The sequence below is a fragment of the Methanobacterium alkalithermotolerans genome, assembly GCF_018141185.1.
GTDB lineage: Archaea > Methanobacteriota > Methanobacteria > Methanobacteriales > Methanobacteriaceae > Methanobacterium_F > Methanobacterium_F alkalithermotolerans.
On sequence record NZ_CP058560.1, the window covers coordinates 1,402,641 to 1,425,783 of the forward strand.

Annotated in this window: 21 protein-coding genes and 1 tRNA gene; 14 read left to right on the forward strand and 8 right to left on the reverse strand. The window is 38.4% G+C overall.

The genetic code is table 11. The features are described 5' to 3' along the window. Window positions 1–117: 117 nt before the first annotated feature. From cfbD to HYG87_RS06945, 9 genes are all read left to right on the forward strand, one after another. Entirely contained in the window at window positions 118–1,203 is a 1,086-nt protein-coding gene (gene cfbD, locus HYG87_RS06905) for a Ni-sirohydrochlorin a,c-diamide reductive cyclase catalytic subunit (protein WP_211532463.1), read from the forward strand. A 135-nt stretch (window positions 1,204–1,338) separates the two neighbouring features. Beyond that, entirely contained in the window at window positions 1,339–2,343 is a 1,005-nt protein-coding gene (locus tag HYG87_RS06910; RefSeq protein WP_211532464.1) for a sugar phosphate nucleotidyltransferase, read from the forward strand. 71 nt (window positions 2,344–2,414) lie between these two features. Further along, window positions 2,415–3,011 (forward strand): imidazole glycerol phosphate synthase subunit HisH, encoded by a 597-nt coding sequence (gene hisH, locus HYG87_RS06915; RefSeq protein ID WP_211532465.1) that lies wholly within the window; start codon window positions 2,415–2,417, stop codon window positions 3,009–3,011. A 186-nt stretch (window positions 3,012–3,197) separates the two neighbouring features. Then, window positions 3,198–4,562: an AIR synthase-related protein gene (locus tag HYG87_RS06920; protein WP_211532466.1), complete on the forward strand. Its 1,365-nt coding sequence runs from the start codon at window positions 3,198–3,200 to the stop codon at window positions 4,560–4,562. A 16-nt stretch (window positions 4,563–4,578) separates the two neighbouring features. Beyond that, window positions 4,579–5,016: a hypothetical protein gene (locus HYG87_RS06925; RefSeq protein ID WP_211532467.1), complete on the forward strand. Its 438-nt coding sequence runs from the start codon at window positions 4,579–4,581 to the stop codon at window positions 5,014–5,016. A gap of 146 nt (window positions 5,017–5,162) precedes the next feature. Next, window positions 5,163–5,234 (forward strand) — tRNA-Arg (locus tag HYG87_RS06930). Between the two features lie 83 nt (window positions 5,235–5,317). Continuing rightward, window positions 5,318–6,673 carry a coenzyme F390 synthetase gene (ftsA, locus tag HYG87_RS06935; protein ID WP_211532468.1) on the forward strand — a complete coding sequence of 452 codons (1,356 nt, stop codon included), beginning with the start codon at window positions 5,318–5,320 and terminating at the stop codon, window positions 6,671–6,673. A gap of 73 nt (window positions 6,674–6,746) precedes the next feature. Beyond that, window positions 6,747–8,000, forward strand: coding sequence for a tRNA pseudouridine(13) synthase TruD (gene truD, locus HYG87_RS06940; RefSeq protein WP_211532469.1), 1,254 nt, complete (start codon window positions 6,747–6,749; stop codon window positions 7,998–8,000). 24 nt (window positions 8,001–8,024) lie between these two features. Continuing rightward, a complete protein-coding gene (locus HYG87_RS06945; RefSeq protein ID WP_211532470.1) occupies window positions 8,025–8,432 on the forward strand; it encodes a DUF126 domain-containing protein in 408 nt (135 codons plus the stop codon). A gap of 14 nt (window positions 8,433–8,446) precedes the next feature. Here HYG87_RS06945 and HYG87_RS06950 read toward each other — a convergent pair whose 3' ends face one another. The 3 genes from HYG87_RS06950 to HYG87_RS11000 form a co-directional block, all read right to left on the reverse strand. Beyond that, a complete protein-coding gene (locus HYG87_RS06950) occupies window positions 8,447–8,842 on the reverse strand; it encodes a DUF5518 domain-containing protein (protein WP_211532471.1) in 396 nt (131 codons plus the stop codon). A gap of 112 nt (window positions 8,843–8,954) precedes the next feature. Beyond that, window positions 8,955–9,131 carry a hypothetical protein gene (locus HYG87_RS10995; RefSeq protein ID WP_249164821.1) on the reverse strand — a complete coding sequence of 59 codons (177 nt, stop codon included), beginning with the start codon at window positions 9,129–9,131 and terminating at the stop codon, window positions 8,955–8,957. Next, window positions 9,107–9,304: a DUF5518 domain-containing protein gene (locus HYG87_RS11000; RefSeq protein ID WP_249164822.1), complete on the reverse strand. Its 198-nt coding sequence runs from the start codon at window positions 9,302–9,304 to the stop codon at window positions 9,107–9,109. Before HYG87_RS11000 ends, HYG87_RS10995 begins: the two co-directional genes overlap by 25 nt. 419 nt (window positions 9,305–9,723) lie before the next feature. Here HYG87_RS11000 and HYG87_RS06960 point away from each other — a divergent pair, with 419 nt between their 5' ends. Together HYG87_RS06960 and HYG87_RS06965 are read left to right on the forward strand one after the other, a co-directional pair. Continuing rightward, entirely contained in the window at window positions 9,724–10,956 is a 1,233-nt protein-coding gene (locus HYG87_RS06960) for a metal-dependent hydrolase family protein (RefSeq protein WP_211532472.1), read from the forward strand. Between the two features lie 233 nt (window positions 10,957–11,189). Then, on the forward strand, window positions 11,190–11,480 hold the full coding sequence (locus tag HYG87_RS06965) for a hypothetical protein (RefSeq protein WP_211532473.1): 291 nt from the start codon (window positions 11,190–11,192) through the stop codon (window positions 11,478–11,480). A 73-nt stretch (window positions 11,481–11,553) separates the two neighbouring features. On the opposite strand, the gene HYG87_RS06970 is transcribed toward HYG87_RS06965, so the two are convergent. The 5 genes from HYG87_RS06970 to HYG87_RS06990 all read right to left on the reverse strand — a co-directional run bounded on the left by HYG87_RS06970 (window position 11,554) and on the right by HYG87_RS06990 (window position 15,455). Next, window positions 11,554–12,471: a hypothetical protein gene (locus HYG87_RS06970; RefSeq protein WP_211532474.1), complete on the reverse strand. Its 918-nt coding sequence runs from the start codon at window positions 12,469–12,471 to the stop codon at window positions 11,554–11,556. Between the two features lie 141 nt (window positions 12,472–12,612). Further along, complete coding sequence (locus HYG87_RS06975) at window positions 12,613–12,921, reverse strand: hypothetical protein (protein ID WP_211532475.1); 309 nt, start codon at window positions 12,919–12,921, stop codon at window positions 12,613–12,615. Window positions 12,922–13,052: 131 nt separating this feature from the next. After that, window positions 13,053–14,402, reverse strand: a complete 1,350-nt coding sequence (purB, locus tag HYG87_RS06980; protein WP_211532476.1) for an adenylosuccinate lyase — start codon at window positions 14,400–14,402, stop codon at window positions 13,053–13,055. Between the two features lie 50 nt (window positions 14,403–14,452). After that, complete coding sequence (locus HYG87_RS06985) at window positions 14,453–14,611, reverse strand: preprotein translocase subunit Sec61beta (RefSeq protein ID WP_211532477.1); 159 nt, start codon at window positions 14,609–14,611, stop codon at window positions 14,453–14,455. Between the two features lie 202 nt (window positions 14,612–14,813). Beyond that, window positions 14,814–15,455, reverse strand: a complete 642-nt coding sequence (locus tag HYG87_RS06990; protein ID WP_211532478.1) for a DedA family protein — start codon at window positions 15,453–15,455, stop codon at window positions 14,814–14,816. Between the two features lie 194 nt (window positions 15,456–15,649). Here HYG87_RS06990 and polC point away from each other — a divergent pair, with 194 nt between their 5' ends. The 3 genes from polC to HYG87_RS07005 all read left to right on the forward strand — a co-directional run bounded on the left by polC (window position 15,650) and on the right by HYG87_RS07005 (window position 23,138). Further along, window positions 15,650–18,943, forward strand: a complete 3,294-nt coding sequence (gene polC / locus HYG87_RS06995; RefSeq protein ID WP_211532479.1) for a DNA polymerase II large subunit — start codon at window positions 15,650–15,652, stop codon at window positions 18,941–18,943. 225 nt (window positions 18,944–19,168) lie between these two features. After that, window positions 19,169–21,478 carry an anaerobic ribonucleoside-triphosphate reductase gene (gene nrdD / locus HYG87_RS07000; protein WP_211532480.1) on the forward strand — a complete coding sequence of 770 codons (2,310 nt, stop codon included), beginning with the start codon at window positions 19,169–19,171 and terminating at the stop codon, window positions 21,476–21,478. 163 nt (window positions 21,479–21,641) lie between these two features. Continuing rightward, window positions 21,642–23,138 carry a phytoene desaturase family protein gene (locus HYG87_RS07005; protein ID WP_211532481.1) on the forward strand — a complete coding sequence of 499 codons (1,497 nt, stop codon included), beginning with the start codon at window positions 21,642–21,644 and terminating at the stop codon, window positions 23,136–23,138. Window positions 23,139–23,143: the final 5 nt, after the last annotated feature.

Here is a 23,143-nt window from a genome sequence, read left to right on the forward strand (position 1 = left end):
TTTATGATATTAATTGGTGTTTATAAGATATAACTGGCTAATAAGATTATAGAAAATTTGATTCGTATGACTTACTCTGAGGAAATTCTAATTAATAACATTGCTTGAGGTGAAATATTGCATCCTAGACCTAGTCCAATTGCTGCTTCTTTATATACTTTAAGAGACATGAATGCTGATGTTGTTATTCTTCATGGCCCCCATGGCTGCTGTTTTCGAACAGGGAGGCTTTTGGAAAACGATGGGGTTAGAATAGTTACCACTGCCATGTCGGAAAACGATTTCATTTTCGGGGCAGGGGAAAAACTGGAAGAAACACTCCTTAAAGTGGATAAAATGTTTTCTCCGGCTCTGGTGGGGATAGTGGGTACCTGTGCCAGTATGATAATCGGGGAAGATCTTAAAGAAGCTGTACAACGAGCAAATATAAAAGCAAAGGTTTTGACAGTGGAATCACATGGTGGTTTTGGTGAGGGGGATAATACTGAAGGAGCTATCATGGTACTGGAAGCGGCAGTAAAAGAGGGAATAATACCTCCTGAAGAGGCAGAACGCCAAATAAAAATGCTAAAAATGGCCACTCAAGTTGAAAAAACCAGGGGAATGGCCCAGGGGGAATATATAAGTCCTTCATTTGGGGATGATAAGGAGGAAGTTGCCCGGGAATTATTAAATCAAATAGAATCAGGGAAAAAAGTGGCCCTGGTTCTCAATGCAAAAAAAGAAACCTCTTACCTCTTTGGAGATATATTAAAGCTACCTTATTATCTGGCCAATCCAGAAAATCCACCTATTATTATAGCTAACCTGGATGAGGATACGGGACTGGACCGTATCAGATCACATGCCCGGAATATTGTAAATGAACTCAAAGAAGATGAAATTCACGTTGATTTTATTACTGGAGGCCTGGATGAGTATCCTGAAACCGGAAAATCAGCGGTGCAGCTATTAAAAGAGGAAAAAGTTGATCTGGCGGTGATTGCTGGTGTGCCCCATGCACTCCCTATTGAAGAACTGAATTTAAAAACAATAGCAGTAACTGACGGGCCTCGCCTGGTGGAACCTCTGAAAAAACTGGGCTATGATATGGTGGTGGCTGAACTGGATGCCCATGCTAAAACATTAGGAACAGATTCTATTGTCTCTTCTGATTTTGGAGAGACTATTAAAAAAGTTCTCAAGGAATATAAATTAAAATAACTTATCCATTCTACTTTAAAAAATTTCTTAATATCAAAATAAAAAAATAGCAAGGATTAATTAATCTCAAAGTCTTTATATTAAATGTAAAAAAAGTATCTCGAAATCTTTTTTATTATAATATATGGTGATAAAATGAGTAAAACAGCAGGGATGATTCTTTGCGGTGGATTTGGTAAAAGATTACGTCCTTTAACAGAAACAGTACCTAAACCTCTGGTTGAAATCAAAAAAGGCTACACTATTCTGGATAAACAATTATTTGACTTTAAAAATGCAGGAGTAGATCAGGTATTTCTCCTGACTGGATTTTTAAGTGATAAAATCCAAAAGAGATATGGCGATGAATATAAAGGGGTTAAAATTGAATATGTGGAAGAAAAAAAGCCTCTAGGTACTTTAAATGCAATTAAATTAGGAATGGATGTAATTGATGGTAATAAACAGTGCATTATTCGTAATGGGGATGTAGTTGCAGATTTAAACTTAAAAAAGATGATCTATCTGGGAGAACGTTCAGATTATCCTCTTTCAATTTTTATAACTAAAATGCAGTCACCCTATGGTATTGTGGAAGTAAGCGGGGATCGGCTGGTTTCTTTTAAGGAAAAACCAATTCTGGATTATTACATAAATGGAGGGGTTTACTTCTCCCGGGGTTCCCTTGATTTTGGAGATTTTGATGTGGGGGATATTGAAAAAACATTATTCCCTATGATGGCCAAAGAAAATCACCTGGGCTACTATAAAGAAGATGGATTATTTTGGATGGCCATTGATACCTCTAAAGAACTGGAAGAAATCCAAAAAGAATACCAGAACAGGGAAGATAAGCCCTGGGGGTATGAAAAAGTTTTGATCAATACTGATAAATACCTTACCAAAGAATTATTCATTAAAGAAGGATATCAGACTTCATTCCACTACCATGAAAAAAAAGACGAGACCATGTATATCGTTAATGGGGCGGGATACATAGAGTTTGAAGACCGTAAAGAATACTTTGGTAAAAACGACACGATACGTATTGAACCTGAAAAACGCCATTCCATAGTGGCCATGGAAAATACCATATTACACGAGGTATCAACACCCCACCTGGATGACACTGTCCGTATTAACGATTTCTATACTCGATAGCCTCCCCACGATACTTATTAAATTTGATTTTAAATTTTTACCTTATTTAAAAGCTAATGAAGGATAATTGCATGATAACCATAATCAATTATGGCAGTGGAAATCTGAAAAGTATAAAAAACGGATTTTCAAAAATAGGCGCTGATTCTCTCTTTACAGATAATGCGGATATGATTAAAGATGCAGAAGCACTGGTCCTACCGGGGGTGGGGGCCTTTGGTACAGCTATGGGAAATCTACTAAAATTTCAAGATCTTATATTGGATCACATAGACTCGGGAAAACCATTTTTAGGTGTCTGTCTGGGACTACATCTTCTTTTTTCCCACAGTGAGGAGAGTAACAACATCCCTGGCCTCAATGTCTTCCCCGGGGAAGTGACGCGTTTACCTTCCGGTAATAAAATACCTCATATGGGCTGGAACCAGCTTAAAATTATTAAAAATTGCTCGATTCTGGAGGGCATTGGTTCGGAATATGTTTATTTTGTACATTCTTACTATGTGGTCCCTGAAAATAAGGATGTGGTGTCTGCGGTGGCAGAATATGGTATTGATGTACCTGCAGTATTATGCAGGGATAATATATATGCTACTCAATTTCATCCAGAAAAAAGTGGAAAAACTGGTCTGGATATTTTAAAGAATTTTGTAAAGCTGGTGGAATGACAAAAAACACTTATTTTAATGATATTTTATTTTTAAGGTAAGATTAATAAAGCCCATTACTTAATACAAAATATTTTTATAGTATTACTAATATAACTAGCACAGTTAATATTGAGGATTTTACAATAGCTTACCTAATCTATAATTATCAGGAATCTATGGCAATTAACATAAAATGGTGGTTATATGGATATCGAGGGATTTGTAAGGCGTGAAATAAATATAAAGGATCAAAAAACTATTGAAAAAATACTATCAGAGAGAATAATTGAACATAAAGACCTTAATCCTGAAAAAGCCTCTAAAATGGCACAAGCGGTCATAGAAGAAGTTAAAAATACTCTAAAAATCCAGGGCCTGGAAGATGAATTTTTAAAAGAATTAATGGAAGTGCATGGGGCAGACATTTCCATGGGAAAGATGGGTGTAGGATCCCGGGGTGCAGGGGACTTTTTTGTACACCGTAAGATTGCAGAAATAGTGGCCAGCTCCTCCACTTCCTCTTTTATAAATCCCACTGCCCAGGATGATGGGGGAGTGGTGAAAGTCCATGCACCTGAAGATAAAATGTTCATAACCACTGCGGTGGATGGAATACATTCCAGGCTTAGTGAATATCCTTTTTTAGGAGGTTTCCATGTGGCCCGGGCTGCGCTGCGTGATGTATGTGTTATGGGCTCTGATCCGGTGGCCATTATAAGCGACCTTCACCTGGCTGATGATGGGGATGTGGGAAAACTTTTTGATTTCACCGCAGGTGTAGCGGCCATATCTGAACTGGTAAAGGTGCCTATTGTTGCCGGAAGTACCCTCCGGGTAGGAGGAGACATGGTTTTAGGAGATCGCCTGGTAAGTGCAGTGGGGGCTATAGGCGTATCACCACATCCTCCCACCGCCAGAAAACGAGCTGAAGCAGGAGATATTATTCTGTTAACTGAAGGATCAGGCGGAGGCACCATTACTACCACCGCCATCTACCACGGCCTTTTTGATGTGGTGGAAGAAACCATGGATATAGACTTCATACTGGCCTCTGAAGCCATTATGCAGGAGGGACTTCTACCTCAGGTACATGCCATGACTGATGTAACCAATGGTGGATTGAGAGGGGATGCCCATGAAATTTCCACCACCACTGGTCTGGGCATGGAATTTTATCAGGAAAAAATAAGAAAAATGATAAATCCCCGGGTCCTGGAAATGCTTGAAAAACTGAATATAGACCCATTAGGGGTTTCAGTTGACTCTTTAATGATCATAGCTCCTGAGGAGGTGGCCTTGCAATCTAAAAAAGTCATTAGAAAAGCAGGTGTAAAGGTAGAAGAGATAGGCGTGGTAAATAACAGCGGATCCCCTATTATGATTAAAGAAGATGGAAGCAAAGAAGAACTAAGGCCCCTTTTTAGAGAAGCAGCATATACCAAAATAAAAAAACTGGTGGGAGATACCACTCCAGAAGACTTTGAGTTAATGAAGCAAAAAGTACAACAGGCCGCACAAAAATCTATAGCAAAAAAGGACAGGGTGGTCCAATCCATTAAGGGTAATTAAAAATGCAGGGATTTTAATGGATGAAAGAGGATTTATTGCTTCATTAGATGCAGTATTGGGATTACTGGTGATTTTAATTATCATAGGGACCCTCTCTTTTCATTCCAACCCTATTTCTAATCCGGCCTATACTGAAAACAAGATTATGGCCCAGGATATAATGGAAATTATGGCCATCCTGGAACCTTACCCTGGGGAGGGCTCCTTACTGGAAAAAATGGCAGGAATCCTGGATGAAGGAAACTGCAGCCAAACCTCTCAAAATCAGGCAGGATTACTGGCCACAATCTTTTTAGATAAAACCTATCCGGATATTAACTATAACCTTACTGAAATTAATCATCTTAAAGGGAATACATTATGTGCAAATGCTCCCATGCAGGACGCAGCTAATATTAACTCCGCCCAGAGGAATTGGAAAGGCTACACTTTCCAGTTATATGTGTGGTACTAATTTTTTAAAAATTTGCTTTAGGAATACTAGATTCTAATCCGGCAGGGTATGAAAATTTTAAATACTAAAAAATTCTAACCATATTAATCGGGGCTAAATAAGTCTCTGACTTTTTCCATGAAAATAGCATTTAAATTAATTTAAGGGCCCTGATAGTGTAGTGGATATCACGTAGGATTGCGGATCCTATTACCCGGGTTCAAGTCCCGGTCAGGGCATCTTTAATACTTAAATCTTCTTTTTTTTATAGAATAAAAAATTTCAATTAATTATTTAGCAGGGTAATCACAAATCATATTATATGACAGATATAGGCTATTTTAATGCAGAAATTGAAACCATGGAACGGAGTAATCTGGATGCTCTGGTTGAAGAAAGGATAAAATACACCATGAAATATGCCTATGAAAACTCTCCTTTCTATTATAAATGGTTTAAGAAGAATAATATTAATTTTTCAGATATAAAAACCCATGAAGATCTTCAGGAGCTACCCATAATTACAGGAAGCACGGTAAGAGATAGACAACCTCCTGAGACCAAGGAATTTGAATTTAAATGCGGGTCATGGGATGATATATACACTATTCATGAAACCAGTGGAACCAGCGGCCGGCCAAAATCCTTTTTTTTAACATGGGAGGACTGGCAAAGGTACGCTGAAAAATACTCCCGGGCTTTTACCTCACAGGGCTTTGGAACAGGGGATAGGGTGGTGGTATGTGCATCCTATGGAATGAATGTAGGGGCAAATACCATGACACTGGCTGCTAAAAATATTGGTATGACCATCATCCCCACTGGAAAATGTACCTTCCCGGTGCGTCTGATGCAGAATTACAAACCTACCGGAATCGTGGCCAGCATATTTAAACTTTTAAGACTGGCCCGTCGTATGAAAAAAGAAGGACTGGATCCTCAAAATTCTTCTATTAAAAGATTAATTGCGGGAGGGGAGAGCTTTTCACCTGAAGCACGTGATTATGTGGAAGAATTATGGGGTGTTAAAATTTTCAATACTTATGGCAGTACCGAAGGAACCATGTGTGGTGAGTGCCATAAAAGGGTAGGGCTGCATGTTCCAGAAGATATGGTCCACCTTGATGTTTACAATCCTCAGATGAAAGACTTTGTGCCTGATGGGGAATGTGGCAGAATAGTTTTAACCACTTTATTGCCGGTAGGGGGTAAAACCGGAACATTGCTATTAAATTATGACACAGATGATACCACTGTGGTAGTTTCCAGGGATAAATGTGCCTGTGGCCGAACCCATATGCGGATTATGAATCCTCAAAGAGAAGCTGAAACTTTCTGGATATCTGGGAATCCTTTTAACCGGGTAGATGTGGAACAGGGAGTTTTCCAGAGGGAAAATATGGAGTACCTCACTGGAGAATATGAGTCCTTTATCTATGGTGATGAGGACGAGGGAGAAATCACCATGCGGGTTAGTGTGGAGTGTGAAACCAGTGATAAATGTGACCAGGAACTAATTGAAAATAATTTTATAAAATCTTTCTTCCAGTACAAACCCGGCTTAAAACAGGCTTACTCTGAGGGTAGTTTTGATTTGATATTTAATTTCACCGGACCAGGAGGCCTGGAATTCTACCGCATAAAAGGTCGGCCGCGAAGAGTGGTGGATCGAAGGTAGTCCGGTTAATTTAAATACCTTAATTTACTTATTTTTCCAGAAAACAAATTAACTTAATTTTTGAGGAAATCAAATGCTTAATGCTGAAACTTTTATTACCCCTACTAAAGGAACGGGAGGAACCATCCGGGTAGAGTATGAGGATTTCTATGTGGAAGAAATTCCTGAAACAATTCCCACCGGTGAAGGCCCCAATACATGGATGTGGATTGAGAAAAAAGGACGAACTACCCTGGACGTAGTTCTGGATATTGCCCGGGATTTAAAGTTGTCCCGTAAAAGAATGGGATTTGCAGGAATGAAAGATAAAAAGGCGGTGACCCGGCAGTGGCTGGGTATAAGTAACTTCGAATCTAAAGACCTGGAACCCATCCTGGATAAATATCACCATGTGAAATTTATTAAAGTCACCCAGAACCAGAAAAAACTTCGCATGGGACAGTTATTGGGCAATAAATTTCGCATACTAATCAGAAATATAGAAAATCCGGATGAATCTGCTTTTGAAGCCCAGAAAGTCTTAAAAAAGTTAGAAGAGGTGGGTACTCCTAATTACTATGGCTGGCAGAGATTTGGAAAACCCCGCAGCAACACCCATCTGGTGGGAAAAGCACTTACCAAAAATAGCCTAAAGAAAACGGTGGGGGCATACATTGGAAACCCCTATGATGATGAACCAGAACACATCAAAGCTGCTCGAGCAGCATATGATGATGGAAACCTGGAAAAATCATTTGAATTAATGCCCACTGGGATGCGTTATGAGCGAATGATGCTTAGAACACTCTTAAAGGAAGAAAAAAAGAAGCAAACCCTGGATGAAGAGTCTTATCGCAAGGCCCTCTATAGCCTTCCTAAACCATTAAGCCGGATGTTTATTCATGCTTACCAATCGTTTTTATTCAATAAAGCAGTTAGCAAAAGATCAGCTCTGGGAATAAACCAGTACCATGAAGGGGACATAATTATTGATAATGACGAACATTTAATACATGATGGGTCACCGGAAGATATTCAGGAGCAAATGGATAATTTTCAGGCCCACCCCACTGCACCACTTTTTGGAAGTAAAGTTCCTTTAGCTGGAGGTAAATTAGGGGAAATGGAACAGGAAGTTCTGGATGAAGAAGGCCTATCCCTTGATGATTTTAAATGTCCTAAAATGCCAAAATTAGGTAGCCATGGATTAAGGAGAGCTATAAGATTTAAAATATGGGATGTATCAGCTACCGCCACACCGGAAGGAATTTTAACTGAATTTTCCATACCCAAAGGATGCTATGCTACTGCCGTATTAAGGGAGATAATGAAAACTGAGGCAGTCTAATAAAAAAACCAGGGAGAAGTTATTATGCAGGTATTCAAGTGTCGAGTAATATCCCGGGGCAAGGCCCGGGGAAAAATCATCCACAGCAGTCAACCACTTAGTTTTTTAGGAGGGGTAGATCCCGATACCGGTAAAATTATGGATATTAACCATCCTTTACAGGGCGAAATTATAAAAAATAAGATCCTGGTTATCCCTGGAGGAAAAGGATCTACTGTAGGGTCTTATGTGATTTTTCAGATGTATAAAAATAATACGGCCCCCCGGGCTATAATCTGCCTGGAAGCAGAACCCATAATCGCCACCGGAGCCATCATGGCAGGAATTCCCATGGTGGACCATATACGTCCAGAAGTCATGGATATACTTGCCCAGGCACTTGAAGTGGAGGTAGATGGGGATAATGGTGAAATAAAAGTTTTCAATCATTAAAAAGAATCCTTCATCTAATTAATACTTTTTTCTCTCATATTTTCAGCTAAAACTCCACCCAAGGCCCCTAAAACTACAAAAATAATCAATATAATGGAGGTAAACAGAATACCGGCTAAAATTCCAATTAAACTAGCTATATCTCCTAGATTAGCGGAAAAAAGTCCAATTAATGTGCTCAATATTCCTATGCCTGCAAAGGAAATTAAACTAATAACCACCCCTCCAACTAATCCGGAAAGAGCACCATCTTTTACTCCATCCATTTCATATTTTTTAGTTAGATATATGCTTAGATAACCTCCTGCCAGAGGACCTAGAAAGAATAAGGGAAATATGGAGATTCCCAATGCCAAAGTCAGTGCCGCTGCAAAAAGACCTCCGGCAGCAATGGCTTTAATATCACTCATAACATAACTCCTGCAACATGTTTTAATGAATTATTTATTTGAAAAATAATAAAGGTAACCCTTTCAAAATCTTACAAATTATTTAAAAAAAATAAAAAAAATAGGGTTTGATTTATCTGCTGGCTATAACGGTACCTATGACTCCGCCTATAGCTCCGATTATACCGTTGATTATGGCTCCGATTATGATTGCAATTAATCCTACGGCGGCTCCAGCGGCTCCAAGTAGAATTCCTAATCCTATAATGGCCAGAATACCTACTATTAAGGCGGAAACAAGACCAACCATGCTCCATGGATTGCTCCATTCATATAGTCCCCACCAACAGTATAACCGACATATATTGTTGCTAATAAATATCCTATAGTTCCTCCCCATTCTCCAAGGATTACACTAAGGATCAAACCTAATACTATCGCTAATACCAGACCAATAATCACTGTTTTCCAGTCGATGTCCATCTTTTCACCTCCCCTTCAATTATATACTTTGATACTTGTCTTATGGCATATATTTTTTTCTTTTTTTATCTAAGGATATATTTTCTAATCTATTCTTATACCAACGAATATTATCAATTCAATTTTACTGGAATTAGAAATAAAACATTATTTGATTTATTATAGCTACATTACCTTTTAAAAATTTACAAGACATTTATGCATAAATTAACTATGACTTAAAAACAAGTATCCAGATTATTAAACCTCAATAATTAAATTAATCAGGTTGCGATTTTTAATTGATTTAAAAAGCACAAAATAATATAATTGATATCTAAAATTAGAATTTTCCCTTACTTTTTTTAATAATGGAAAATATCAAATACATCCAGACCAAAGTAATATCATATTCAATTCTTTATCTTAGAGGTTTACCCATGAAAAATGTGCTCATTACCAATGCTATAATAATAGATGGAACTGGTAAGAAACCCCTGGAAAACAGGGACATTCTGGTGGAAAAAAATATTATAAAAGATATTATTCCCTCCAATTCCCTTAATAATCCCGAATTTGAAATTATTGATGCACAGGGTTCCTTTATTCTACCTGGATTTATTGATACCCATACTCATGTAATGGCCAATGGCTTTAAAATGGAGGATACCATGCAAAGGCCTCTGGCCTTACATTTTTATAATGCCCTGGAAAACATGGATAAAACATTAAATGCCGGGGTTACCACAATAAGAGACGCAGGTTTAGCTGACGCAGGGGTTAAAATGGCTGCAGATAAGAATCTTTTTCCAGCACCCCGTATGCAGATATGTGTCATGCCCCTTTCCATCAGTGGAGGACACTTTGACTTTTTCTTAAAATCTGGATTTGATATGAAGTTATCCTATCCCGGCCTCCCGGATAGCATATGTGATGGAGAAGCCGAAGTTAGAAAAAGAACCAGGGAAGTTTTAAGATCTGGAGCTGAAGTTATAAAGGTAATGGCCACAGGGGGAGTAATCAGTGCCAATGATAGTCCGGAATTTGCCCAGTTCACCATTAAGGAGCTACAGGCTGTGGTGGAAGAAGCAGATTATAAGGGCGGTTTAAAGGTAATGGCCCATGCCCATGGTACCGACGGCATAAAAAATTCACTTAAAGCAGGTATCCACTCCATTGAACATGGTACCTATCTGGATCAGGAAGCAGCAGATATGATGGTAGAAAATAATGCTTACCTGGTTCCCACTTTTGTGGTAACCAATCTCAATAAGAAGAAAGCTCAGCAGGGCGAATTACCAGAATATAGTCGCAAAGAAGCTATTGAAATATCCCATGTACACCAGGAAAACATGGAGCTGGCCTATCACTCCGGGGTGCAGATAGTAATGGGAACCGATTGTGGAGTGGTGGAACATGGTAATAATCTTCTGGAACTGAAATATTTATGCAAAATGGGGATGGAGCCCCAGGAAGCCATTATGGCGGGGACTTTAAAAGCAGCCCGGTGTATGGGATGGGAAAAAAAGCTAGGATCAATTGAAAAAGGTAAACTGGCTGATCTGGTTATGGTAAAAAAGAATCCCCTGGAAGATATAAGTTCCCTGGCCCGGGAAAAGAACATCTCAATGGTAATAAAAGATGGAAAAATAGTTAAAGATATTCGAAAATGATTAAGATAACTTCCCTTGAGACATTATTTATATTATGATCACTTAAACTCAATTAATTGCATGGGGAAGATGTGTATCAATTAAAGCAGATTCATCTTTTTAAATATGCCTTTAGCTCAGGTTGCTATAAAGTCCTAAGAAAACATATCTTATAATCACCACCTGCATAAAGAGATGAGCCCTCTTTAATTTAAAGGCAGGTAGTATCACTGGAATAAATGGAGTGGAAAATTATGAAGATCTCCTGGAGAAATTTAAAAATAGTGGTGTTACTGGGCCTGGTAATGGGGGTCATGATTTTAGTGCTTTACTTGACCTATAACTTTTCCTTGATGTGGCAGGCAATGTCGGCAGGGATAATCATCGGAATTCTATTAATATTATTATTTTTAATGGCATCGGGGTTAATATATCTGTTTTTAAGGGTTCTATGGATTGGTAGAGAGCTTAATAAGTGCATTAATCAAAAGGAATTACTTAAAAAGAAACTGAAGGATCGGGAAAAACTGGAAGAAGATTCTTAAATTACTGATTTCTTATTTTAAAAAAAATAGGTTAGAATAGATAAAATCTATTCTAAGTATATCTTTTACTGCTTTATTCTAATTGTATTTTGAATGAACCAATCTTTGGTGAGAGTACATTGTAGATAAGTGCAGTTAAAGCATAGGCGATGAATACAAGTATAAATCCACCTATTACATAAGTCAGTAAGATCAGTATGCCGGCTTCTATAGATCCAAGGGCAGCAAATAATATCAGGAATATGATCCCTAATATAAGTCCCAGAACAGCAGCAATAGCACCGGTTATTAATCCGATGGCCACAGGATTAATGCTTTCTACACCAAAGAAGTTATCTGTCATTTGAGCTAATTCTACTTTCATTCCTCCTAGTTTAGGGGCCAGGAAATTGTAGAGTAAGGCGGCTATAGCAGCACCTATAAATACGAAGATGAAAGTTATCAGTGGGCTGAGTATAATATTCACTATGGCGCCTAATGCTCCGGCACCACCCATGGCGGGTAGTTGTCCGGTAGTGGCATTTGTAGCAGCCAGTGCCAGGGTACCAATACCTCCGATAAGTTCAATCAAAACTGCCTGCAGGGGAGCAATTACCAGTTGCATTATTAACTGGAATACTGCAGTTACTCCGGCCAGTATAAGTGCAAAAGGAACTACTTCTGCCCTGGTTACTTCAGTCATTTCCTCTAATTCAATCTGGATTCCACCAAGTTTGGGTACCAGTAAATTGTAGAGTAATGCCTGTAGAAAAGATGGCATTATACTTAATAAGAAGGATCCAACCGGGAAAACAATAAGACCGGCTACTGAAATACCCAGTATAACTCCACTTAAAGGAGCAAGTTCGGTTCCAGATAGCAGCGAGGCAAATGCACCTCCAAATATCAACAATATAATTGCAAATATGAAACCCCATACTGCATTAAGAGCAGCATTCATAATAGTATAGGGTACTATTTTTATCGATTTCAATTCTTTCATAGTTTTCATCTAAAAGCACCTCCCTAGGTACTATTAATATTATGTTAAAAGGAGCATAAATAACTGCTACCTTTTTTAAAAAATAATTTAGAATTAATTGAAGGCTTTAACCTGATAAGCATTTAAAATAAAATAAAAAAAATAGAGAAATTATTCCAATTCTAATTTTATTCCACCCAGTTTAGGAGCAAGGAAATTGTAAATCAAAGCTATGATGGCGTAAGTTATAAATCCGGCCACAAAAGCCCCTATAGTTGCAAATATAATTAAAAAAATAGCTCCTAAAAGCCCTCCGGCTACTGCTGCACCTACTTCCTGGGCTGGTACCAGGGCCAGAAGGGACGCCCCAAATATTATCACTACCAAAGACCATATGAAACCTAATACTCCTCCTATAGCCCCTATCATTAGGGCAAATGGCATCACAGGTATGGATTTTATTTCTTTGGTTTCAACCATTCAATCACCTCTTCTTTTTAGTGGAAAACTCCACCTGATTATTATTTAGGTGAGTGAAGTATAAGCTTTTTTCTAAAACAATATATCCTAAAAAAAGTAATCAAAAAAAGAAAAAAATAATTATTTATAATTTAAAACCAGTTTTTAGAATTTTCCAGCACGTTTTCCACCATCAAAACCGCGGATCCAATATAGGTACGGGGGTTCATGATTTCATCAACGTCTTCTGGGGAAAGATACTCTTCCAATTCGTTTTGGGTTAATATAACTTCAGATAATAATTCATTATCCTTATTAGCTTTAATAGCACACTTTCTTACCAGGGCGTAAGCAGTCTGGCGTCCCATTCCTTTACGGGTAAGTTCAGCCATGAGCCTTTCAGCCATAATCAAACCACGGGTAAGATTCAGATTTTTTTCTATATTCTCTGGATAAAAAACCAGATTACCCATTAATTTCAGGGATAAATTTAGAATATAGTCTGTTAGAATGCAGGCTTCCGGGAAAATTATTCTTTCACAGGAGGAGTTTGTCAAATCCCTTTCATGCCATAATGGATTATTTTCCATAGCAGCTACCACATAAGAGCGCACCACCCGGGAGACTCCACATATTCTCTCGGCGGTTATGGGGTTCATTTTATGAGGCATGGTACTGCTTCCCACCTGCTTTTCAGGATCGAATTTTTCACCTATTTCCATGATCTCTGTTCGCTGCAGGTTACGAATCTCCAGGGCGATTTTATCCAGAGTGGTGGCTATATTGGCCATAACCATCATGAACTCGGCATGGTTATCCCTTTGCACCACCTGATTGGATATAGATACCGGTTCCAATCCTAAAATTTCTGAAACCTTTTCATGAACCCTCAGGCCTTCTACTCCCAGGGCAGCTGTGGTACCTACTGCTCCTGTCATCATACCCACACAGAGTCTTTTTTGGACTCCATCTAACCTTTCTTTTTGTCGGTACATCTCTTCAGCCCACAGGGCAAATTTCATACCATAGGTGGTGGGTAGGGCATGCTGTCCATGGGTACGTCCAATACATACATTCTCTTTATTCGATTCTGCCAGCTCCAAAAGTAATCTGGTAAGTCTTTCAATTTTTTCCTGGAGTACAGCAATAGACTCCTTAAAAAGTAATGATTGGGAGCTATCCACAATATCATTAGAAGTTGCCCCAAAATGGACATATTCACCTGCATCTCCCTGACATTGCTCGGCTAAAGCTTTAACCAGAGAAGCTATATCGTGATTGGTCTCTCTTTCTATTTCATTTACTCTTTCCAGGGTCACATACTGGGTACTGGCCTTATTTTTTATTTCTTCTCCAGCAGATAAAGGAATTATACCTAATTCTGCTTCAGCCTGAGCCAGTGCTGATTCAACATCCAGCATTTTTTGTAACTTATTTTCCGATTCCCAGATATTTTTCATTTCAGGGGTACCATAACGAAATTCAATAGGATGGATAGCCATAAAAATCACTCCTTAATTAAAAGATTAAAAAAAATTAAAAAATAACTTATTTAAGCGGAAAAACGAAGGGCCAGGCAGAATATTGCTAAAATAACGGTCATTACCACTACCTGTTCCGGAGATAATTTAGGACCTTTGGTTTCTTCTTCAAAATACCTTACTAAACCTGCACCACTGGGGGGCAGGGTTTTTTTATCTTTTTTTGCCATTTTATCACCATGAAATTGAATTAATTAAACTTTGTATAATTCATAATTTTTAATTACTAACAATATATTCCCTTATTCTCTTTAATTAATTTTTATATATACTTCCTGATATACTTAAAGGAGAATTATTCTGAGAATAACTTCTAATCTATATTTATAATTAAATTATTGGTAGTAAATCAATCAAATATTGCGACTAATTTTAAATTTTAATTTTTTCCCGATTCTTTTTTAAAATAAAATATAAAATAATCAGCACTATCATTACTGTTACCAGATTATCTATAAAAGATATCTGGGATTTAACCAAGAGGTAGATATTTCCTGAAAACCAGCCCATCAAACCCCAGAAAAAAATCTGCACTGAGGTTCCCAGGAAGGTTATAACTATATAATTCCTGAAATTATATTTTATTAATCCACAGAAAATATTAACTGCCACACTGGGAATAATAGGGAGGCAGCGGGCCACAAAAATAAAAAGATGTTCATAACGACTTTCTTTAAATTTATTTTCCACTTCCTGAACATCTTCTGCCCCAAAACCCATATAACGACCAATTTTCTCTATAAATGGAATACCTGCCTTATAGGCTATTATATAAAAAACCAAAGATCCAATAGTTATTCCTATAGAAGCAGGTATCACAATATTAAATATTAAAACTCCTAAGGAGGTTACTGATAAATCAACCCCTTTAAGTGTTATCACACTGGAGGTTAAAACAATCAGACTGGCCGGGAGGGGGACTATAATCTGTTCAATCACACCTCCAAAAAAAACTGCCCAGGCACCGTAAGTATTGAAAAATACTTCTATATTGTTTATGATGGAATTTAACATGAAAATCAGCATATTTGCATGGTGGATTTAATTTCTTTCATTTTTTTCTAATCAATCCAATAATTAAATATCACTTCTAACATATGTATAGCTAATTATTTCCGGTGCTAGTTCACTCTTAAAAATATAGAATATAATGGATTTTTAAATTAATTAATACTTAAAATCTTCAAAATACTTTTAAAGGGATTATAATGGATTATTTTGAAAAACTTGAAAAAGAAACTAAAAAATTGTATGATCTGGCTGCTAAAGCAAGATCCATGGGTCGTGATGTACATACGGAAATTGAGATACCCCTGGCCAAGGATTTAGCTGAAAGAGTGGAGGGACTGGTGGGTCCGGTGGGTATTGCCCAGAGAATAAAGGAACTGGAAAGTGAAATGAGCAGGGAAGAAGCAGCATTTAATATTGCTGCTGAAATAGCCTCGGCGGATTTAAAGGACTCTAAAGAAGATGAAATGACCCAAAGAGAATTAATGGCAGACCAGGCTCTACGTACTGCCCTGGCTATACTGACTGAAGGAGTGGTGGCTGCCCCTTTAGAAGGTATAGCTAAAGTAAAAATTAAACAAAATTTCGATCGTACCAATTACCTGGCAGTGTACTTTGCTGGACCGATAAGAAGCGCAGGAGGGACTGCAGCAGCACTTGCAGTTCTTATAGGAGATTATATACGATGGGCAATAGATTTAGCACCTTATAAACCTACTGATACCGAAATTGAACGTTATGTGGAGGAAGTAGAGTTATATGAATCAGAAGTAACCAATTTGCAGTACTCCCCTAACCCGGATGAAGTACGGCTGGCAGCCAATAATATCCCGGTGGAAGTAACTGGAGAACCCACTGATCAGGTGGAAGTCTCTCATAGGGATCTGGAAAGGGTTGAAACTAATAATATCCGGGGTGGAGCGCTTTTAGCTATGGTGGAAGGAGTTATACAGAAGGCTCCCAAGGTATTTAAGTACGCCAAGAAATTAAATCTGGAAGGCTGGGAATGGCTAGAAAAGTTTTCAAAAGGCCCTAAATCTGAAAAAGAAAAAAAGGGCCAGGATCTGGTTAAGGCCGACGATACTTATATTAGGGATATCATAGGGGGAAGACCAGTACTTGCCAATCCTTCTGAAAAAGGAGCATTTCGGCTACGTTATGGCAGATCTCGTAATACAGGGCTGGCTGCTATGGGAGTTAGCCCTGCTACCATGGAACTTTTAGAATTCCTGGCGGTGGGTACCCAGATGAAAATTGAAAGGCCTGGTAAAGGAAACTGTGTGGTGCCGGTGGATAGTATTGAAGGACCACTGGTAAAATTAAAAAATGGCAGTGTGGTTAAGGTATCCACAGTGGAGCAGGCCCGCACTCTGAAGGGTAAGGTGGACGAAATACTATTTTTAGGGGATATGCTGGTTGCATTTGGCGAATTTCTTAGAAACAACCATGTACTGCTTCCTGCAGGATGGTGCACGGAATGGTGGGTGGAAAAGATAGCTCAATCATCACAATACGATCTCAAAAAGGATCCACTGGATCTTAAATCTTTAGAAAATAAATCCATTACAGCTAAAGAAGCATTTGAAATATCTGAAAAATATGAAGTTCCCTTACATCCGGATTATACTTACTTTTATCATGATCTCTCTTGGGATGATCTTAATATGCTACAGGATTGGATAATGGGAAAAAAAGAAGATTATCAGGAAGGAAAGGAATTTAAAATTGCAATAGCTCCTCAAAAAAGAATCCTGGAGATTTTAGGGGTTCCGCATATATTAAATGATTCTCAGATAATTATTGATGCCCATGATGCTTATGCCCTCTTTAAAACCCTGGAAAAACCACTGGGGGAGGAGAAACAATCCACTCTACTGGCATTAAATAAGGTTTCACCAGTGCAGATCATGGCCAAAGCCCCCACTTATATTGGGACCAGGGTGGGCAGACCAGAAAAAACAAAAGAACGCAAAATGAAACCTGCTCCTCATTCTCTTTTTCCCATATCTAATTTTGGAGGCAGCAGGCGAAATATTGTGGAAGCTGCTAAAAAAGGAAAAATATCGGTGGAAATCAGTCGTTCCAAATGCACTCAATGTCAGATTAGTTCCTTTCAGTCTATTTGTCCTCATTGCGGATCACCGACGGTTATTACCGCCCCAGGAAAGAAAAAAATTAATTTATCTGGCTTATTGAGGAAGGCTTCTGAAAATGTGGGAATCAGAAAGATCGATGAAATAAAAGGGGTCCAGGGAATGATTTCCGAAGAAAAATTCCCGGAACCTTTAGAAAAAGGTATTTTAAGGGCAAAAAATGGAGTATTTGTCTTTAAAGATGCTACGATTCGTCATGATTCCACGGACCTGCCTCTTACTCATTTTACTCCTCGAGAAGTGGGGGTGAGTATTGAAAAACTGCAGGAACTGGGATATGAAAAAGATTGCTATGGTCATGAATTAGAACATATAGATCAAATAATTGAAATCAAGGTACAGGATGTGGTGATTTCTGATAACTGTGCCCAGTACCTTATCGGGGTGGCAGGGTTTATTGATGATCTTTTAGAAAAGTTCTATGGTCTGGAACGATTTTATCAGGTGAAAGATAAAAAAGACCTGGTGGGTCAAATGGTAGTGGGATTAGCTCCACACACCTCTGCAGGAGTATTAGGCAGGATATTAGGCTTTACTAAAGCTGCAGCATGCTATGCCCACCCTTACTTTCATTCTGCTAAAAGAAGAAATTGTGATAGTGATGAAGACTCTATCATGCTTTTAATGGACGCCCTTCTTAATTTTTCCAAATCATACCTACCCAGTAGTCGGGGAGGAAGTATGGATGCCCCCCTGGTTTTGTCCTCCCGGATTGATCCGGAAGAAATAGATGATGAATCCCATAATATAGATGCCATGGCATCTCTACCCCTGGAATTTTTTGAAAAATCCACACAATATGCTAAACCTTCAGAAGTGGTACATATTATGGATAATGTTCAAAAAAGACTGGGCACTGCTAAGCAATATCAGGACATCATGTTTTCTCACCATACCCATAGCATACATCAGGGACCCCGGGTCTGTCTTTATAAATTGCTCCCTACCATGAAAGAAAAGGTGGAATCACAGGTGGAACTGGCTGAAAAAATAAGGGCAGTGGATCAAAAAGGGGTGGTGGAAGGAGTACTAAGTTCCCATTTCCTCCCGGATATGATGGGTAATGTAAGGGCATTTTCCCGGCAAAAAGTCCGCTGTACCAAATGCAATAAAAAATACAGGCGAATACCACTTACCGGGGAGTGTAAATGTGGAGGCAATCTTATATTGAGTGTTTCCAAGGGTTCGGTGGTCAAATATCTGGAAATTTCAAAGAATCTGGCTAATAGATACCCTATAAATCCTTATTTAATGCAAAGAATAGAAATTCAGGAATTTGGAATTAATTCTCTCTTTGAGAGTGATAAATCAAAGCAGAGTTCTCTGGATGTATTCTTATAGGTTCCATAGGAAATCTTAAAACCGGATATGTATGGGCCTAAAGGGGAATATTTTTTTAAAATCCATATAATTGGTTCAACTACGAACAGAATAAACAAACTTTTTATACCTTCATTTACAAAGAATAGTGTAGTATTTACATTCGGTTCTCTTTGTAAAAGGACTTATGTTGCTTTTTAGGAACAATTTGTTCCGGGCCAAAATATTTCAGATGGTGATGATGTGATGAGGGACGCGCGTATTATTGCGGCTTTGCCCACCAAGGCAGAGACATGTGTATTAAAAAATAATGGCATATATGAAAAATTCAGTCACGAGAAAATAGTTAAATCTCTTTTAATGGTTGGTGCTCCTTTATGGGCTTCAGAGAAAATCGCATCTCAGGCGGCTGCTGCTGCTTATGATGGGATTAGTACGGCAGAAATAAAAATGCTGGTTTATGATGCTCTTTGTGAAATTAAAGAGGAAACTGCTGATCGCTATCTGGCGGCCAACAAGCTGAGGGTTCGTACCAGCCGTGATAAAATTGAAACTTTTGACCAGACCAAAATAGAAGATACTTTAGTCGTGGAAACTGGCGCCTCCCGTGAATTAGCATATAGCATTGCTTCTGATGTTTGGAAAGAACTTAAAAAATTAAATGTAGAATATTTAACTGCACCCATGATCAGGGAGATAGTTAACACCAAACTGGTGGAACACGGCCTGGAAACACTAAGGAAAAAATACACCCGTCTGGGTATTCCAGTGTATAATATAACTTCCCTTATTCAAAACGGGTCCCGGGATAATGCTAACATGATCCACAACCCGGAAACCGTTCATAAATACGTGGCGGATGAAGCCCTCAAACAATACGCCCTTCTAAATCTCCCCAATGAACTGGCTGATGCTCACATGTCAGGGGATATTCATATACATGATCTAGAATTTTTTGCTGGAAGGCCTTTAAACTGTATGCAGCACGATTTAAGACTTTTCATCAGGCACGGGCTTAAAGTAGATGGCACTGGAGACCATACCTCGGTGGCAGGACCTCCCAAACACATGGAAACTCTCATGAACCATGCCGGGGAGATAATGCTAGCTGCACAACAGAATATGAGTGGAGGTCAGGCCATGAGTCTGTGGAATATATTCGTGGCCCCTTTTGCAGCGGGAATGCCTTATGAAAAAGTAAAACAGGCAGTGCAGATGTTCATATTCAATTTGAATATGGCCTATGCTGCCCGGGGATCTCAAGTACCTTTTACCAGTATTAACCTGGAATTTTCAGTTCCTAAATTCCTCCAGGATGAACCAGCCTATGGACCTAAAGGCAAACTGGTAGGTACTTATGGTGATTTTGAAGAAGAAACTCGCTTACTACAAAGAGCTATAACTGAAACTCTCATGGAAGGAGATTCTGATGGAAAACCGCACCTTTTCCCCAATACCATTTACACTATACGTAAAGAGTCCTTAAAGTCAGAAATGGAAGAGGATCTCATGAGGGTTCATGAATTGTCTGCTAAATATGGATCCGCCTACTTTGTGAATATGCTGGCCAGTTACCGGGGTAATATGGCCAACTATATGGGATGCCGAACCGCACTTCAGGATAACTGGACTGGTGAATGGGAAAAAGATTGTTTTAGAACAGGAAATTTGGCCTATGTAACCTTGAACCTGCCAAGAATTGCCTACCAGTCCCGGGACGATACTGAAGTATTCGAATACCTGGATTCCTATATGGACATGGCAGTTAAGGTCTTGAATTTGCGCCGGGAATCGGCCCTGAATTGTCTAAATAAGTATAACATGTTACCTTTCCTCCATCAGGAATTTGAGGATGAAATGTATTATCGTATTGAGAATTCCACCATGTCCTTTGGATTTGTAGGATTAAATGAAATGCTTCTTTCTTATTTAGGAAGGGGAATTGAAGATTCCGAATCCCATAAGATGGGAATTAAGATTCTGGAATACATAAATAACCGTACAGCTGAATTGAAAAAGGAAACTGGACTAAGGTGGTCCGTACTACAAACCCCTGCAGAATCCACTGCTTACCGTTTTGCCAGTCTGGATAAAGAGAAATTCAAGGAAGAGGCTATCACTCAGGGTGATAGAGGAGCCTATTACTACACTAACTCTTCCCATGTACCGGTGAACTCTGATGTACTGCTACCAGAAAAAATACGCCTGGAAGAAAAGTTCCATCCCCTCACACCCGGTGGACACATATTCCATGCCTTTATGGGAGAGTCCTATTCCAGTCCTGAATCCCTGATGAGTTTAACTCATAAAATGGCTAAAAAATCCGACATAGGTTTCTGGGCATATAGCTCTGCTTTAAGCTTCTGCATTGGATGCAAGACCCTTATGAAAGGATTAAATGAACAGTGCCCTACCTGTGGGGAGAGAGATGATGTGGAATGGTATGACCGGATAACTGGATACGTGCAACAAGTTGGCCGGGCAAAATCTTCATCCGGGGGATGGAATAAGGGTAAAATGCAGGAATTAAAGGATAGGCGTAGATTTGAACAATAAATCTTTATTTTTTATTTTATTCTTTTTTAAAGTAGTCCTTAATCTTTAATTTTACAATATGATCCGTTAAAACTTTAATTCTTAAAAAATTTTAATAGAAAATCAATTTCCTAAAAAAAAGATTTTAATTTTTAATAGGTAAATTGAAATACGCCGTGATTTTATGAATAAAAATAATAAAAAAATTATAATCATTGGTGGGGGCATTGCCGGATTATCAACCGGGTGTTATGCTCAAATGAATGGATTTGATGCCATTATTTTTGAGATGCATAATAAACCAGGGGGTTTATGTACTTCATGGAATCGTAAAGGATTCACTTTTGATTACTGTATCCATAACCTGGCCGGGACAGGAAATTTAAAACTGGCAAAAATGTGGCAGGAGCTGGATGCTTTTAATAATGAGGATATAATCCAGCACGATGTTTTTGTAAGGGTAGAGGATGAAAAAGGCCAGAAATTAAATATTTACACCGACATCCAGAAACTAAAAAAACACCTTAAAACAATTTCTCCTGAGGATGAAGATGTTATTGATGATTATTTAAATGCAGGGCAATCCCTAGTAAGAGCGGATTTTTTTTCTATGGGTATGAATGGTATTTCCAGTAAATTACGTATTATTCCCCAAGCTTATCAGATAATTAAATGGAGTAACATAAATCTGGAAGAATATGCCCAGCGCTTCAAAAACGATTTTTTAAAAAAGGCATTTCCACATGTACAATACAATATGGATGGATCTGGTATTCCCTTGTTTCCCCATTTACTATTCATGGCTGGCTTTGAAGCAGGAGATCTGGGATGGCCTAAATATGGTTCACTGCAATTTAGCAAAAGAATAGAAAACAGATTCAAAAAACTGGGAGGAGAACTTAGATATAATAGCCTGGTTAGTAAAATAATTCTAAATGACAATCGGGCCGTGGGAGTTATTTTAAAAGACGGTACAGAACATTACGCTGATATAGTTATATCTGCCGGGGATGGTTACAATACCATTTATAATCTTTTGGAGGGTAAATTTACCAGTGATTTTATTGATTCTTATTATCAATCCTATGATGAGAGTCAGGAATTTGGCTTACAAGTTTTCATGGGACTAAATCGGGACCTCAAAGGAGAACCTCATGCTATTGCACTCTTAATTAATCAGGATCTGGAAATTGAAGGCATGAAAAGAGATTCTCTTTATGTGGAGATATTCGACTCGACTACAGGCCTCTCAAGTGAAGGAAAATCAGTAATAAAAGTAGTGATGCGAGGGAATTATAATTACTGGAAAAAGTTGAAGACAGATAAAGATTCATATCAGCAAGAAAAGGATATGGTTTATCATAAGGTGATAAATCTACTTGAAAATAGATTTCCCGGAATAAAAGAAGATGTGGAAATATATGATGTTACCACACCATTAACCGTGGAAAGATATACTCATAATTTCCATGGCTGGCAGGTTTGGAGCCCTCCTCACGGTATGATGAAGATAATGTTTCAGGGACTAAGCAAGACTTTACCCGGGCTTCAAAATTTTTATATGGTGGGTCAATGGGCAGAAGCGATGATTGGAATACCCACCGCAGCTTTAAGTGGTCGTAATCTGATTAAAACTCTGTGTAAAAAAGATGGTAAAAAATTTCGCACACAAGAAAAATAATTTTT